This window comes from Aeromonas dhakensis, assembly GCF_002285935.1.
In the GTDB taxonomy this organism is placed as follows: Bacteria; Pseudomonadota; Gammaproteobacteria; order Enterobacterales; family Aeromonadaceae; genus Aeromonas; species Aeromonas dhakensis.
On sequence record NZ_CP023141.1, the window covers coordinates 272,117 to 286,126 of the forward strand.

The 14,010-nt window shown below is 61.3% G+C and carries 10 protein-coding genes; 5 read left to right on the top strand and 5 right to left on the bottom strand.

Annotated elements, in window-relative coordinates; all coding sequences use genetic code 11:
* Positions 1-223: 223 nt before the first annotated feature.
* The 3 genes from CK627_RS01525 (at position 224) to CK627_RS01535 (ending at position 4,237) form a co-directional block, all read left to right on the top strand.
* The gene (locus tag CK627_RS01525; RefSeq protein WP_167385238.1) at positions 224-2,131 is read left to right on the top strand and encodes a methyl-accepting chemotaxis protein; all 1,908 of its coding nucleotides are present in this window, start codon (positions 224-226) and stop codon (positions 2,129-2,131) included.
* Positions 2,132-2,263: 132 nt separating this feature from the next.
* On the top strand, positions 2,264-3,910 hold the full coding sequence (locus CK627_RS01530) for a methyl-accepting chemotaxis protein (RefSeq protein ID WP_010635966.1): 1,647 nt from the start codon (positions 2,264-2,266) through the stop codon (positions 3,908-3,910).
* Between the two features lie 144 nt (positions 3,911-4,054).
* Complete coding sequence (locus CK627_RS01535; protein ID WP_017779057.1) at positions 4,055-4,237, top strand: hypothetical protein; 183 nt, start codon at positions 4,055-4,057, stop codon at positions 4,235-4,237.
* Between the two features lie 72 nt (positions 4,238-4,309).
* Here the strand turns inward: CK627_RS01535 and lpdA are convergent, their stop codons facing one another.
* The 5 genes from lpdA to ampD form a co-directional block, all read right to left on the bottom strand.
* A complete protein-coding gene (lpdA, locus tag CK627_RS01540) occupies positions 4,310-5,737 on the bottom strand; it encodes a dihydrolipoyl dehydrogenase (protein ID WP_005305622.1) in 1,428 nt (475 codons plus the stop codon).
* A 149-nt stretch (positions 5,738-5,886) separates the two neighbouring features.
* The gene (gene aceF, locus CK627_RS01545; RefSeq protein WP_005305624.1) at positions 5,887-7,773 is read right to left on the bottom strand and encodes a pyruvate dehydrogenase complex dihydrolipoyllysine-residue acetyltransferase; all 1,887 of its coding nucleotides are present in this window, start codon (positions 7,771-7,773) and stop codon (positions 5,887-5,889) included.
* Positions 7,774-7,886: 113 nt separating this feature from the next.
* Complete coding sequence (gene aceE, locus CK627_RS01550; RefSeq protein ID WP_010635965.1) at positions 7,887-10,547, bottom strand: pyruvate dehydrogenase (acetyl-transferring), homodimeric type; 2,661 nt, start codon at positions 10,545-10,547, stop codon at positions 7,887-7,889.
* Between the two features lie 79 nt (positions 10,548-10,626).
* The gene (gene pdhR, locus CK627_RS01555; RefSeq protein ID WP_005305630.1) at positions 10,627-11,391 is read right to left on the bottom strand and encodes a pyruvate dehydrogenase complex transcriptional repressor PdhR; all 765 of its coding nucleotides are present in this window, start codon (positions 11,389-11,391) and stop codon (positions 10,627-10,629) included.
* Between the two features lie 275 nt (positions 11,392-11,666).
* Positions 11,667-12,239: a 1,6-anhydro-N-acetylmuramyl-L-alanine amidase AmpD gene (gene ampD / locus CK627_RS01560; protein ID WP_095591544.1), complete on the bottom strand. Its 573-nt coding sequence runs from the start codon at positions 12,237-12,239 to the stop codon at positions 11,667-11,669.
* A gap of 123 nt (positions 12,240-12,362) precedes the next feature.
* On the opposite strand from ampD, the gene CK627_RS01565 reads away from it, so the two are divergent.
* Together CK627_RS01565 and nadC are read left to right on the top strand one after the other, a co-directional pair.
* Entirely contained in the window at positions 12,363-12,833 is a 471-nt protein-coding gene (locus CK627_RS01565; RefSeq protein ID WP_095591545.1) for a retropepsin-like aspartic protease family protein, read from the top strand.
* Between the two features lie 4 nt (positions 12,834-12,837).
* Positions 12,838-13,695: a carboxylating nicotinate-nucleotide diphosphorylase gene (nadC, locus tag CK627_RS01570; protein WP_095591546.1), complete on the top strand. Its 858-nt coding sequence runs from the start codon at positions 12,838-12,840 to the stop codon at positions 13,693-13,695.
* Positions 13,696-14,010: the final 315 nt, after the last annotated feature.

Sequence of the window (14,010 nt, forward strand, 5' to 3'; positions counted from 1 at the left end):
GAGCCAGTTAGGCAGTGAAGCCTACTATAAGGTGCGTAAAGCGAACCGCAACAGTTGGCACGGGTTATCGACGCGCATTCCGACGCAAGCGGGTACGGCCCGGTCTGGTGGCGATGTGAGCGCAAACGTAATCCATCAATAAAGTGGGCCGGCCTATCAAGGGTGGCACCGGGCTGCCGCTAATATGTGCTCAATCCCGCGTTCATCCATCCGAGTCACTCTTATGCTTGCAAGCCTGACACTCAAACAGAAAATCCTGGCCACGGTCACCCTCGCCGTGGTGCTCTCCTGCCTGCTGGTAGGCTACTTCAGCCAGCGTTCGGCCCAGCAACTGATCGAAACCCGCATGTTCGAGCAGGAGCTGCCCAACCTGACCCAGCGCATCGGCAAGGAGATCGAGAAGGATCTCACCTCGGTCGCCGGCGCCGCCAGACAGCTGGCCAACGATCGCTTCGTGCTGGACTGGGTCGAGCGCGGCATGCCCAAGGAGCAGGAGTCCATCCTCATCAACCAGCTCAAGGATATGACGAGCCAGTATGGTCTGGTCACCGCCTCCTTCGCCGATCGCCAGAGCGCCGCCTACTACAACCAGGATGGCTTCCTGCGCAACCTCACCCCGGAGCAGGACGCCTGGTTCTACGGCTACACCAAGAGCCAGCAAGACCTGATGCTCAGCATCTTTCGTGAGAGCAACGGCGAGGTTAAGCTGTTCGTCAACTTCCAGCAACTCAATGGCCGCGGCCTCGCCGGTCTCGCCAAGTCCCTCGACAGCATGGTCAGCATGCTCGCCAACTTCCGCATCGGTGACAGCGGCTTCGTCTTCATGACCGATGGCAGCGGCAAGGTGAAGCTGCACCCCGACGCCAGCCGCATCGACCGGGACAGCCTGACCCAGCTGGCAAGCGGCAGCGGCAACCTGCTGGCCAAGCAACCCTTTGCCGCCACCCACGCCGAGGTGGATGGTCAGCCGGTGGTGCTGGCCAGCAGCTACATCCCCCTGCTCGACTGGTACCTGGTGGCCCAGGTACCGGAAGCGGAGATCTATGCCGAACTGGACCGCGCCCGCCTGCACATCCTGCTGGTGAGCCTGGCCATCGCCGCCGGCATGGGCCTGCTCGGCATGCTGCTGGCCGGCTCGGTGAGCCGCCCGCTCAACCAGCTGGCCCGCCTGTTCCGCGAACTCGGCAGCGGCGACGGCGACCTGACCCAGCGCCTCAAGGTGGAAGGGCGGGATGAACTGGCCCAGGTGGCTACCGGTTTCAACAACTTCGTCGCCAAGATCCACGGCTCCATCGAGCAGGTGGCCGACAACTCCCGCCAGCTCGCCGTCACCGCCAACGAGGTGGCCGCCAAGGCCCAGCTCACCCAGCACAACTGCACCGCCCAGCGGGATCGCACCGTGCAGGTGGCCACCGCCATCCACGAGATGGGGGCCACCGTGAGTGAAATCGCCGGCAATGCCTCGCTGGCGGCTGACGTGGCCAAGCAGGCCAACGAGCAGGCCGATGCCGGCGCCGTGGTGGTAGCCCAGGCCCGTCACGGCATCGTCGGCCTCTCCGGCGAGATTGAAGGGGTGGCCGGGGTCATCGAGTCGCTGGCCAGCCAGACCGACTCCATCGGCAGCATCCTCGACACCATCCGCAGCATCTCGGAGCAGACCAACCTGCTGGCGCTCAACGCCGCCATCGAGGCGGCCCGTGCCGGCGAGCAGGGCCGCGGCTTCGCGGTGGTGGCCGACGAGGTGCGCAACCTCGCCAGCCGCTCCGCCGCCTCCACCGCCGAGATCCAGGGCATGATCAACCGGCTGCAGGAGCAGAGCGCCCGTGCCGTCAGCGCCATGGCCCAGGGCCGCAACCAGAGCCTGGAAGTGGTCACCCAGGCCGATGCCGCCAACGGCGCCCTCGGCCAGATCACCGCCCACATCACCCAGATCAGCGACATGAACATCCAGGTCGCCACCGCCACCGAGGAGCAGTCCAGCGTGGTGGGCGAGATCAATCGCAACGTAGAGGACATCAACCAGCTCACCATGGAGACCGCCGACATCGCCCACCAGCTGACCGAGTCGAGCCGCAGCCTGCAGCACCTCTCCGGCGAGCTGGACAAGCTGGTCGGCAACTTCCGACTTTGAGGCTTTTGACATCACAAGGGGCGCATGGCGCCCCTTTTTGTTGGCCGTTTGTTAACAAAGGCTCAAGTTGGCGCCAGATCCGTCGATTTATACTGTGATAATTCACATCGTCATGATCAGCGAGGAGAGCCCATGCTAGAGGGTAAACTGACAATCAAGAGCCAGTTGATACTGGCTGTCGCCGTGCCCTGTCTGGCGCTGCTGCTGGTGGGCGCCGCCAGCCTTCGCAGCATGGGCGCTATCGAACGACAGGCCACCGAGCTCTACGAGAACACCGCCACCCCGATGCGGGCCATGGCAGAGGTAGTGTCGCGCATCCCCCGCATGCGGGTGGGGCTCGACATGATGCTGCTGCAAGAAACCTCGCTCAAGGATGAAAAAGGGGTGTTGACCCGGGTCAAGGAGACACGGGAAGAGGACATCCCCGAGATGCGCCAGGCCATGCAGCTAGCGGTCAACGCCCAGGTCGATCCTGCCGCGCGGCAAAATGCCCAGCAGCTGTTCGAACAATTCGAGGCGATGGAAAAGAGTGAGTTGCAGCCCATGCTGGCCGCCATGGAGCAGGGTGACATGGAGAGTGCACGGCGCATCTACAAGGAGCGCTACGCGGTGACCTACGGCACCATGCGCAAGAGTGCCAATACCCAGCTCGACGAACTGATGAAGCTGGCCCAGCAGCGTCACGCCATCAGTCAGCAGAGCTTCGCACGGGGCGAAAGCCAGATGCTCGCCATCATAGGAGGCGCACTCGTCATCTGCCTGCTGGTCTCCTTTCTGGTACTGCGTGGCCTGCGCAATCGCGTCAGCTTCCTGCAGCAGTACATTGGCTATGCCGCCGAACACCTGGCGCTGGATTCCCGTGCCCAGCTGAAGGGCAATGACGAGCTGGCGGAGATCACGGTGAGCTTCAATCACTTCGTCAGCAAGATCCACAGCGCCATCGAGCAGGTAGCCCGCAACTCCCATCAACTGGCCGCCACCGCCGACGAGGTGGCCGCCAAGGCCCAGCTCACCCAGCACAACTGCACCGCCCAGCGGGATCGCACCGTGCAGGTGGCCACCGCCATCCATGAGATGGGGGCCACTGTAAGCGAAATCGCCGGCAATGCCTCCCTCGCCGCAGAGGTGGCGAGACAGGCCAATGAGCAGGCGGATGCGGGGGCCGGCGTGGTTGCTCAGGCCCGCCACGGCATCGTCGGCCTCTCCGGCGAGATTGAAGGGGTGGCCGGGGTCATCGAGTCGCTGGCCAGCCAGACCGACTCCATCGGCAGCATCCTCGACACCATCCGCAGCATCTCGGAGCAGACCAACCTGCTGGCGCTCAACGCCGCCATCGAGGCCGCCCGCGCCGGCGAGCAGGGCCGCGGCTTCGCGGTGGTGGCCGACGAGGTGCGCAACCTCGCCAGCCGCTCCGCCGCCTCCACCGCCGAGATCCAGGGCATGATCAACCGGCTGCAGGAGCAGAGCGCCCGCGCGGTCAACGCCATGACCCAGGGCCGCAACCAGAGCCTGGAAGTGGTCACCCAGGCCGATGCCGCCAACGGCGCCCTCGGCCAGATCACCGCCCACATCACCCAGATCAGCGACATGAACATCCAGGTCGCCACCGCCACCGAGGAGCAGTCCAGCGTGGTGGGCGAGATCAACCGCAACGTGGAAGACATCAACCAGCTCACCATGGAGACCGCCGACATCGCCCACCAGCTCACCGAGTCGAGCCGCAGCCTGCAGCACCTCTCCGGCGAGCTGGACAAGCTGGTCGGCAACTTCCGTCTGTAACTTTTGGCGCTCACTTCATCACCCGACAGAGGGTGCTGCGGCGCCCTCTGTCGCCACCACGGCAAGCCGTGACGCAGGCGCTTTTGCGCCGCCTCCACCGGCTTCTGAAAATGCCCCATAATCAGGAAAATGAGAGGAGGAGTTATGGGCAAGCTGGTAGTGATGATAGTGCTGGGGGGGCTGCTCAGCGCCTGTAGCAGCGGACCGGTACGGGTGCACGGTGCCGACGTGAGCGTGGACGATACCCGGATCCGGGTCAGCGACGGGGATCGGGGGGGCTACGGCACCTTCTGCCCGCCCGGCCAGGCGAAGAAGGGGCGCTGCTGACAACCTGCCTCCTGCCGCTGAAAAACAAAAAGCCGCTCGATTGAGCGGCTTTTTCATGAGGCGGGAAGAGAATTACTTCTTCTTCTTGGCCTTGGCGTTCGGCAGGTCGGTGATGGAGCCTTCGAACACTTCGGCAGCCAAACCCACGGACTCGTGCAGAGTCGGGTGAGCGTGGATGGTCAGCGCGATGTCTTCGGCGTCGGCACCCATCTCGATGGCCAGACCGATTTCACCCAGCAGTTCACCACCGTTGGTACCCACGATGGCACCACCGATGACGCGGCCGCTCTCCTTGTCGAAGATCAGCTTGGTCATGCCGTCGGAGCAGTCGGACGCGATGGCGCGACCGGAAGCAGCCCACGGGAAGGTGGCGACTTCGAAGTTCAGGCCCTGTTGCTTGGCTTCCTTCTCGGTCAGACCCACCCAGGCCATCTCCGGCTCGGTGTAGGCGATAGACGGGATCACTTTCGGGTCGAAGTAGTGCTTCTTGCCGGCGATGACTTCGGCCGCCACGTGGCCTTCGTGTACACCCTTGTGAGCCAGCATCGGCTGACCGACGATGTCGCCGATGGCGTGGATGTGCGCCACGTTGGTACGCAGCTGCTTGTCCACCTCGATGAAACCGCGCTCGGTCACGGCAACGCCGGCCTTCTCGGCATCCAGCATCTTGCCGTTCGGCACACGACCTACGGCAACCAGCACGTTGTCGTAACGAACCGGCTCGGCCGGGGCGTGCTTGCCTTCGTAGGAGACGTACAGGCCGTCTTCACGGGCTTCAACTGCGGTGACCTTGGTCTCCAGCATGATGTTGAATTTCTTGGCGACGCGCTTGGTGTAGATCTTGACGATGTCTTTGTCGGCAGCCGGTACCAGCTGGTCGGCGAATTCCACCACGTCGATCTCGGAGCCCAGGGAGGAGTACACGGTACCCATCTCCAGACCGATGATGCCGCCACCGATGACCAGCAGCTTGCCCGGAACGGTAGTCAGTTCCAGAGCATCGGTAGAGTCCCATACACGGGGGTCGTCATGGGGGATGAACGGCAGCTTAACCGGACGGGAACCGGCGGCGATGATGGCGTTGTCGAAGGTGACGGTGGTCTTGCCGTCGGCGCCTTCCACTTCCAGGGTGTTCGGGCCGGTGAACTTGCCGAAGCCGTTCACAACCTGGACTTTACGCATCTTGGCCATGCCGGCCAGACCGCCGGTCAGCTGGTTGATGACTTTCTCTTTCCACAGACGCACCTTGTCGATGTCGGTCTGCGGGGCACCGAAGACGATGCCGTGCTCGGCCAGCGCCTTGGCTTCTTCAATGACTTTGGCGACGTGCAGCAGCGCCTTGGACGGGATGCAGCCCACGTTCAGGCAGACGCCCCCCAGGGTGGAGTAACGCTCGACGATAATGGTATCCAGACCCAAGTCAGCCGCACGGAAAGCAGCGGAATAACCGGCAGGGCCAGCACCCAGTACTACGACCTGGGTTTTGATTTCTTTACTCATCATGACCTCTTTGTCGTTCTTATATCCCCGGACAGCGCAGTCTTAAGCCAGGACAAGGCGGCTGCAGCCGTGAAAAAAACGGGGCAAGTTTACAATCCTGTTAACGAAATGAGAAGTAAAAAGGGCAGGCTCTGGGCCCGCCCTCTCACTTACAGGACCAGTCGACGGATGTCGGACAGCACGCCGTTCATGGTGGTGATGAAGCGGGCTCCATCGGCACCATCGATGACGCGGTGGTCGTAGCTCAGGGCCAGCGGCAGCATCAGGCGTGGCGCGAACTCTTTGCCGTTCCACTTCGGCTTCATCTCGGACTTGGAGACGCCCAAGATGGCCACTTCCGGTGCGTTGACGATCGGGGTAAAGCTGGTACCACCGATGCCACCCAGGCTGGAGATGGTGAAGCAACCGCCCTGCATGTCGGCAGCGGTCAGCTTGCCGGCACGGGCCTTCTTGGAGATCTCGGCCAGATCGCGAGACAGCTCCATGATGCCCTTCTTGTTGACGTCGCGCACCACGGGCACAACCAGACCGTTGGGGGTATCCACCGCCACACCGATGTGGATGTACTTCTTCATGATCAGCTTGCTGCCATCTTCGGACAGGGAGCTGCAGAAGCGCGGATGGGCTTCCAGCGCCTTGGCGGCGGCTTTCAGGATGAACACCAGCGGGGTGATCTTCACGTCTGCCTTCTGCTTCTCGAGCATCGCGTTCTGCTCTTTGCGGAACGCTTCCAGCTCGGTGGTATCGGCTTCGTCGAACTGGGTGACATGGGGGATCATGACCCAGTTGCGGTGCAGGTTCGGACCGGAGATCTTCTGGATGCGGGTCAGATCGACCTCTTCCACATCACCGAACTTGCTGAAATCGACCTTCGGCCACGCCAGCACACTCATGCCGTTGCCGTTACCAGTGCCTTGACCTGCAGCCGGAGCGGACTCGGCGCGCTTGACCGCATCCTTCACGTAGGCCTGCACGTCTTCTTTGACGATGCGACCCTTGCGACCGGAGGCTTTCACCTTGGCCAGGTTGACACCAAACTCGCGAGCCAGACGGCGTACCGCCGGAGAGGCGTGTACGTAGGCATCGTTGGCAACGAAGTCGGAGGCGGCAGCAGCCTGGGCAACCGGAGCAGGAGCAGCGGCAGCAACAGGTGCAGCGGCAGGAGCCGGAGCCGCCACGGCAGCCGGAGCGGCACCAGCCACTTCGAATACCATGATCAGGGAACCGGTGGAGACCTTGTCACCCGCCTTCACCTTGATCTCCTTGACCACACCGGCGAACGGCGCAGGCACTTCCATGGAGGCCTTGTCACCTTCCACGGCGATCAGGGACTGGTCGGCTTCAACCTTGTCACCCACGGCGACCATGATCTCGGTGACTTCGACTTCGTCGCCACCGATATCTGGTACATTGACCTCTTTGGCAGCAGCGGCAACCGGGGCAGCAGCCACGGGAGCGGCAGCCTGGGCCGGTGCAGCAGCAACGGCAGGAGCGGCGCCAGCCACTTCGAACACCATCACCAGAGAACCGGTAGAGACCTTGGCGCCAGCGGCAACCTTGATCTCGACCACGCGGCCCGCGAACGGTGCCGGCACTTCCATGGAGGCCTTGTCACCTTCCACGGCGATGATGGACTGGTCGGCTTCAACCATGTCGCCCACGGCAACCATGATCTCGGTCACGTCCACTTCGTCGTCACCGATGTCCGGCACGTGCACGTCTTTGCGAGCGGCAGCAGCAGGAGCGGCGGCCGGTGCGGCTGCAACCGGTGCAGCGGCCTGGGCCGGCGCCGGTGCGGCAGCACCCTCGGCTTCGAAGATCATGATCTGGGAACCGGTGGCAACCTTGTCGCCCACCTTGATCAGGATCTCTTTGACGATACCGGCGGACGGGGCCGGGACTTCCATGGAGGCCTTGTCGCCTTCTACCGCGATGATGGACTGATCGAGTTCGACCTTGTCACCCACGGCCACCATGATCTCGGTGACTTCAACTTCATCGGCGCCGATATCCGGCACCATAATCTGTTTGGACATTGTGCTTTATCCTCTTGCGTGCATCCGCGTGACCGACTGCTGTCACGCGTCTCTCGCGTTAACCTTTGCAAGGTCGTGCCGGGCAGCGAGTCCCGGCACGACACTTGATCCTCTTACGCGTACAGCGGGTTGACCTTGTCGGCATCGATGCCGTACTTGGCGATGGCCTCGGCCACAACCTGCTTGTCTACCTCGCCGCGCTTGGCCAGTTCGGTCAGGGCAGCAACCACTACGTAGAACTCGTTCACTTCGAAGTGACGACGCAGGTTGGCACGGCTGTCGGAACGGCCGTAACCGTCGGTACCCAGCACGCGGTAGTTTTCGGTCGGCACGAAGGCACGCACCTGATCGGCGAAGGACTTCATGTAGTCGGTCGCGGCGATGGTGGCTTCGCTGCCCAGTACCTGAGCGATGTAGGGAACACGAGCCTCGGCAGTCGGGTGCAGCATGTTCCAGCGATCCGCGTCCTGACCGTCACGAGCCAGCTCGTTGAAGGAGGTGACGCTGAACACGTCGGAACCGATGCCGTATTCGCTGGCCAGGATCTGCGCGGCGGTGCGCACGTGACCCAGGATGGAGCCACAACCCAGCAGCTGTACCTTGGCCTTGGTGCCTGCCACGGTTTCCAGCTTGTAGATACCCTTGCGGATGCCTTCCTCGGCGCCTTCCGGCATGGCCGGCATGGCGTAGTTCTCGTTCAGAGTGGTGATGTAGTAGAACACGTTCTCCGGGTTCTCACCGTACATACGGCGCAGACCGTCCTGTACGATCACCGCCACTTCGTAGGCGTAGGACGGGTCGTAGGAGACGCAGTTCGGGATGGTGTTGGCCAGGATGTGGCTGTGACCATCTTCGTGCTGCAGACCTTCGCCGTTCAGGGTAGTACGACCGGAGGTCGCACCCAGCAGGAAGCCACGGGCTTGCTGGTCACCGGCTGCCCACGCCATGTCGCCGATCCGCTGGAAGCCGAACATGGAGTAGTAGATGTAGAACGGGATCATCGGGCAATCGTTGGTGCTGTAAGAGGTCGCAGCAGCCAGCCAGGAGGACATGGCACCCAGCTCGTTGATACCGTCTTGCAGAACCTGACCCTGCTTGTCTTCCTTGTAGTAGGAGACGATGTCGCGGTCTTGCGGGGTGTACTGCTGACCGTGCGGGCTGTAGATACCGATCTGGCGGAACAGGCCTTCCATACCGAAGGTACGGGCTTCGTCAGCCAGGATCGGCACGATGCGCTTGCCGATGGACTTGTCTTTCAGCATCACGTTCAGGGAGCGCACGAACGCCATGGTGGTGGAGATTTCACGCGCCTGTTCACCCAGCAGCGGACCAAAGGCATCCAGTGCCGGAATTTCCAGCTTGGTGGTGCTCTCGCGCAGACGGGTCGGTACATAACCCTTCAGCGCGGCACGACGGGCGTGCAGGTACTTGTGCTCTTCGGTACCCTCTTCGATCTTCAGGTACGGCAGGTTTTCCAGCTGCTCGTCGGTGACCGGCAGGTTGAAACGATCGCGCAGGTGACGCACTGAGCCCAGATCCATCTTCTTGACCTGGTGAGCGATATTCTTGCCTTCGGCCGCTTCGCCCATGCCATAGCCCTTGATGGTCTTGGCCAGGATCACGGTCGGCTTGCCCTTGGTCTGTGCGGCTTTGGAGAAAGCGGCAAACAGTTTGCGAGGATCGTGACCACCGCGGTTCAGGGCGAAGATCTCCTCGTCAGTCATGTCTTTGACCAGCGCGGCGGTTTCCGGGTAACGGTTGAAGAAGTGCTCGCGCACGTAGCCGCCATCGCGGGACTTCATGGTCTGGTAGTCACCATCCACGGTCTCGTTCATCAGCTGGATCAGCTTTCCGGAAGTGTCTTTCTTCAGCAGCTCATCCCACTTGCGACCCCAGATAACCTTGGTGACGTCCCAGCCGGCGCCAGCGAACAGGCCTTCCAGCTCGTTGATGACCTTGCCGTTGCCGACAACCGGGCCATCCAGACGCTGCAGGTTGCAGTTGACCACGAACACCAGGTTGTCGAGCTTTTCACGCACGGCAACGGTCAGGGCGCCCTTGGCTTCCGGCTCGTCCATCTCGCCGTCACCCAGGAAGGCGTAAACGGTCTGCTCGGAGCAATCCTTGATGCCACGGTCGGTCAGGTACTTCAGGAAGCGGGCCTGATAGATGGCGGCGATGGGGCCCAGACCCATGGAGACGGTCGGGAACTGCCAGAAGTCCGGCATCAGTTTCGGGTGCGGGTAGGAAGGGATACCCTTGCCATCCACTTCCTGACGGAAGTTGTCCAGCTGCTCTTCGGTCAGACGACCTTCGGCAAATGCACGGGCGTAGATGCCCGGGGAGATGTGACCCTGGAAGTAAACCAGGTCGCCACCGTCCTTCTCGTTGCGGGCACGGAAGAAGTGGTTGTAGCAGACTTCGTAGATGGTCGCGGAAGAGGCGAAGGAAGACATGTGACCGCCCAGGTCCAGGTCTTTCTTGGAGGCGCGCAGCACGATCATCATGGCGTTCCAGCGGATGATGGCGCGAATGCGACGCTCCATCTCCAGGTCGCCCGGGTAAGCCGGCTCGTCGCTGGACGGGATGGTGTTGATGTAGTCGCGATTTGCCTTGGCAGCCACGTCCACACCGCTTGCGCGGGCTTTCTCGGCCAACTGTTCAAGGATGAACTGAGCGCGTTGCGGACCCTCTTCACGCAGCAGGGATTCCAGAGAGGCAAGCCACTCCAGCGTTTCTATCGGGTCCACATCGTTCTTCAGGATATCAGACATGGCTGGTTCCTATTATGTTGTGATTGCACGGCATTGCACGGCGAAGGGCGCAAGCATTCGACAATAAAGCCTTGTGGGATTAGTTTTCCTGCTGACGGATCCGACGCATGGATCGCTGGATCCGGCTGTCTTCCCTCTGCATATCCAACAAGGTGTCCTCGATAAAGGCCAGGTGCTCATGACAAGCTGCCCTGGCCCGCTCCGGAGCCCCCGACAGGATAGCCTCGATCAGATGCGCGCGATGGCGACGGATCTTGGCGACCACTCCCGGACGGCGATTCAGAATTTCGTTATTGCGTAAAATGTTCTGCTCAAGCATGGGGCCCATGGCCCGCAGCAGATGCAGCAGCACCACGTTGTGGGACGCTTCGGCCACCGCCAGATAGAACTGGGTGACGGCAGCAGATTCGGCTACCAGCGAGCCTTGCTGGCCAGCCTCCTCGATGGCGGACTGCACCTGACGGATCCGCTCGAAATCGGCTTCCGTTCCCCGCAATGCAGCATAGTAGGCACAGATGCCTTCCAGCGCATGGCGAAACTCCAGCAGGTCGTACTGGGCTTCCGGGTGGGTGCTGAGCAGCTCGAACAGGGGATCGGCGATCCCTTTGCTCAAGGCATTCTGTACGTAAGTGCCGCCGCCCTGACGACGATACAAGAGTCCTCTTGCCTCGAGACGCTGGATGGCTTCGCGCAGCGAAGGGCGCGAAACCTGAAACTGGATGGCCAGTTCCCGCTCGGGCGGCAACTTCTGGCCCGGCTGCAAACTGCCTTCCAGAATCATCTGTTCCAGCTCGGCGACAATGGCGTCTGCCAACTTGGGTTGAGTAATCTTGAGATAGGGCATGAGGCTGCTTTGTTAAATTGGTATTACCAATTTCATGAATGGGGCGAAAATTAGCAGAGGGCATGGGAAAAGTCCACCCAAAAGATGATCTGAATCAAGAATCAACCTTGCCACTTAAGGGGTAAATAGAGGGATTTATGATTTGGCTCATAGAAATTGGTCAGACCAATATTTTTGACATGGCTCACAGGCAACATTTGATCAACAGCGAATAAAAATGGCCTGCCATAGAGGCAAGCCATTGTTTTAAAAACACAAACTTATTTTTAGAATATTTACTTAAAGTTGAGTGCCTGGCGATATCGCTGCCATTCGAAACTCTCACCCGGATCCGTCTTGCGCCCCGGCGCTATGTCGCAATGGCCGACGATACGATCCGCCGTGATGGCGGGATAATGACTCGACAAGGTTCGGCTGAGCCCAACCAATACCTCATACTGTGCGTCCGTGTAGGGCAGTTCGTCGGTCCCTTCCAGCTCGATGCCGATGGAGAAGTCGTTGCACGCCTCCCTCCCCTGCCAGCTCGAGACCCCGGCATGCCAGGCTCTGGCACCAAACGGCACATACTGCACCAGTTCACCATCGCGCCGGATCAGACAGTGCGCCGAGACCCGCAGTTGATGAATGTCGACAAAGTAGGGGTGCGCCGCGGGATCCAACCTGCCCATAAAGAGATCGTCGATGAAGGGGCCGCCGAACTCTCCTGGCGGCAGGCTGATGCCATGCACCACCAGCAGAGAGATGTCGCTCGGGCTGGCCCGCTCGTTGTGGTGGGGAGAGGGCACCCGGCGAGCCTCCCGGCACCAGCCGGCGGCGTCGATGGAAAACATGGGGTCAGGATGGGTCATCGGCTACTCGATACGAGTTGAGGGGAAAAGCGCGATCCGGGCCGGCATCTTGTCACCAAGCCGCTGAATCAGTGGAAAATTGTGTGTTAGGCTGGGTCATCTTTGGCTCGATATGGATGAGGTATGCAGCAAACGGCGCGCTGGTTCTGGCTACTGGCCTGGCTCTCTTTGATGGGCCTGCTGACCCTCTACTTCCACTCCCGCACCCAACAGAGCGTCACCGCCAGCGGCGAACTCCTGCTGAGGGCCGACCAGAGCGGCCACTATCGACTGGAGGGTGCCATCAACGGCCAGCCGGTGCAACTGCTGCTCGATACCGGCGCAACGCGCATCACAGTGCCACAACGGGTCGCCGAGCGGCTCGGCCTGACCGCCCACGGCAGCAGCCAGGTGAATACGGCAGCCGGGTTTATCCGGGTCGGCAACGGCACCATCGAAACGCTGGCGATGGGACCATTGACCTTGTACGATCTGGCCATCTTTATCAACCCGGCGGCGGCTGGCGACGAGGTGCTGGTAGGCATGAATGCCCTCGGCCGGCTGGAGCTGGTTCAAAAGGAGCGGCAGTTGCTGCTCAGACCTTTGCAGGAATAAAGGCATGCTACAACAGGACATCCGTCGCGCCGTGCGCGCCGCATTACTCGAAGACTTGGGCGACGCCCTCACCGCGCTGGACCAACCGGATGCCAGCGCCGATATCACGGCCCAGCTGATCCCGGCGGATCGCATCTCGACGGCCCGAGTCATCACCCGCGAAGCCGGCGTCTTCTGCGGCCAACCCTGGGTAGACGAGGTATTCACCCAGCTTGGTGGCGATGTGCAGGTGGAGTGGCTGGTGCAGGATGGTGAAGTGCTCACCCCCAATCAGGAGCTGTTCCGTCTGCACGGCCCGGCTCGCACCCTGCTGACCGGCGAGCGCAATGCGCTGAACTTCGTGCAGACCCTCTCCGGCGTCGCCACCCTCACCGCCCGCTACGTGGCCGAGCTGGCAGGCACAGATTGCCGCCTGCTCGACACCCGCAAGACCCTGCCCGGCCTTCGCAGCGCCCAGAAGTATGCGGTCACCTGCGGCGGTGGCAAGAATCACCGCATCGGCCTCTATGACGCCTATCTCATCAAGGAGAACCATATTCTCGCCTGTGGTGGCATAGCGCAGGCTATTGCCGAGGCTCGCCGGCTCAATCCTGGCAAACCGGTGGAAGTCGAGGTCGAATCGCTGGTAGAACTGGAACAGGCACTGGCAGCCCAGGCAGACATAGTAATGCTGGACAACTTCGACGTACCCATGATGCGCGAGGCCGTTGCTCTTAATCAGGAGCGGGCCAAGCTGGAGGTCTCCGGCAACGTCACGCTGGACACCCTGGCCGAATATGCGGCTACCGGTGTCGACTTCATCTCGGTCGGTGCCCTGACCAAACATGTGCGAGCCCTGGACCTCTCGATGCGTTTTATCTAACCGAAGGGCGTTCACCATGCCCCGTCGGGCCGGTGACATATAACAAGATGAAGGACTTGCAAAAGGCGCCATGGGCGCCTTTTCTTTAAGGCAGGATCCCTCGGCAAAGGAGTGTGAGATGGACCCATCCCCGCCAGCTAAAAAGAGTCGATAGGGGCTCTTCATCCATGATTTATATCAAATTTTTCGCAAATGACAGAAAGATTGTTAACAAAGACCCCGACCTCTGTTGCCAAGTCGGACAGCTCGGATAAGATACTGACGTGTGGATAGTTTTCCACCGGCACTTCCCAGGAACCAAGGACAAAAAGGATA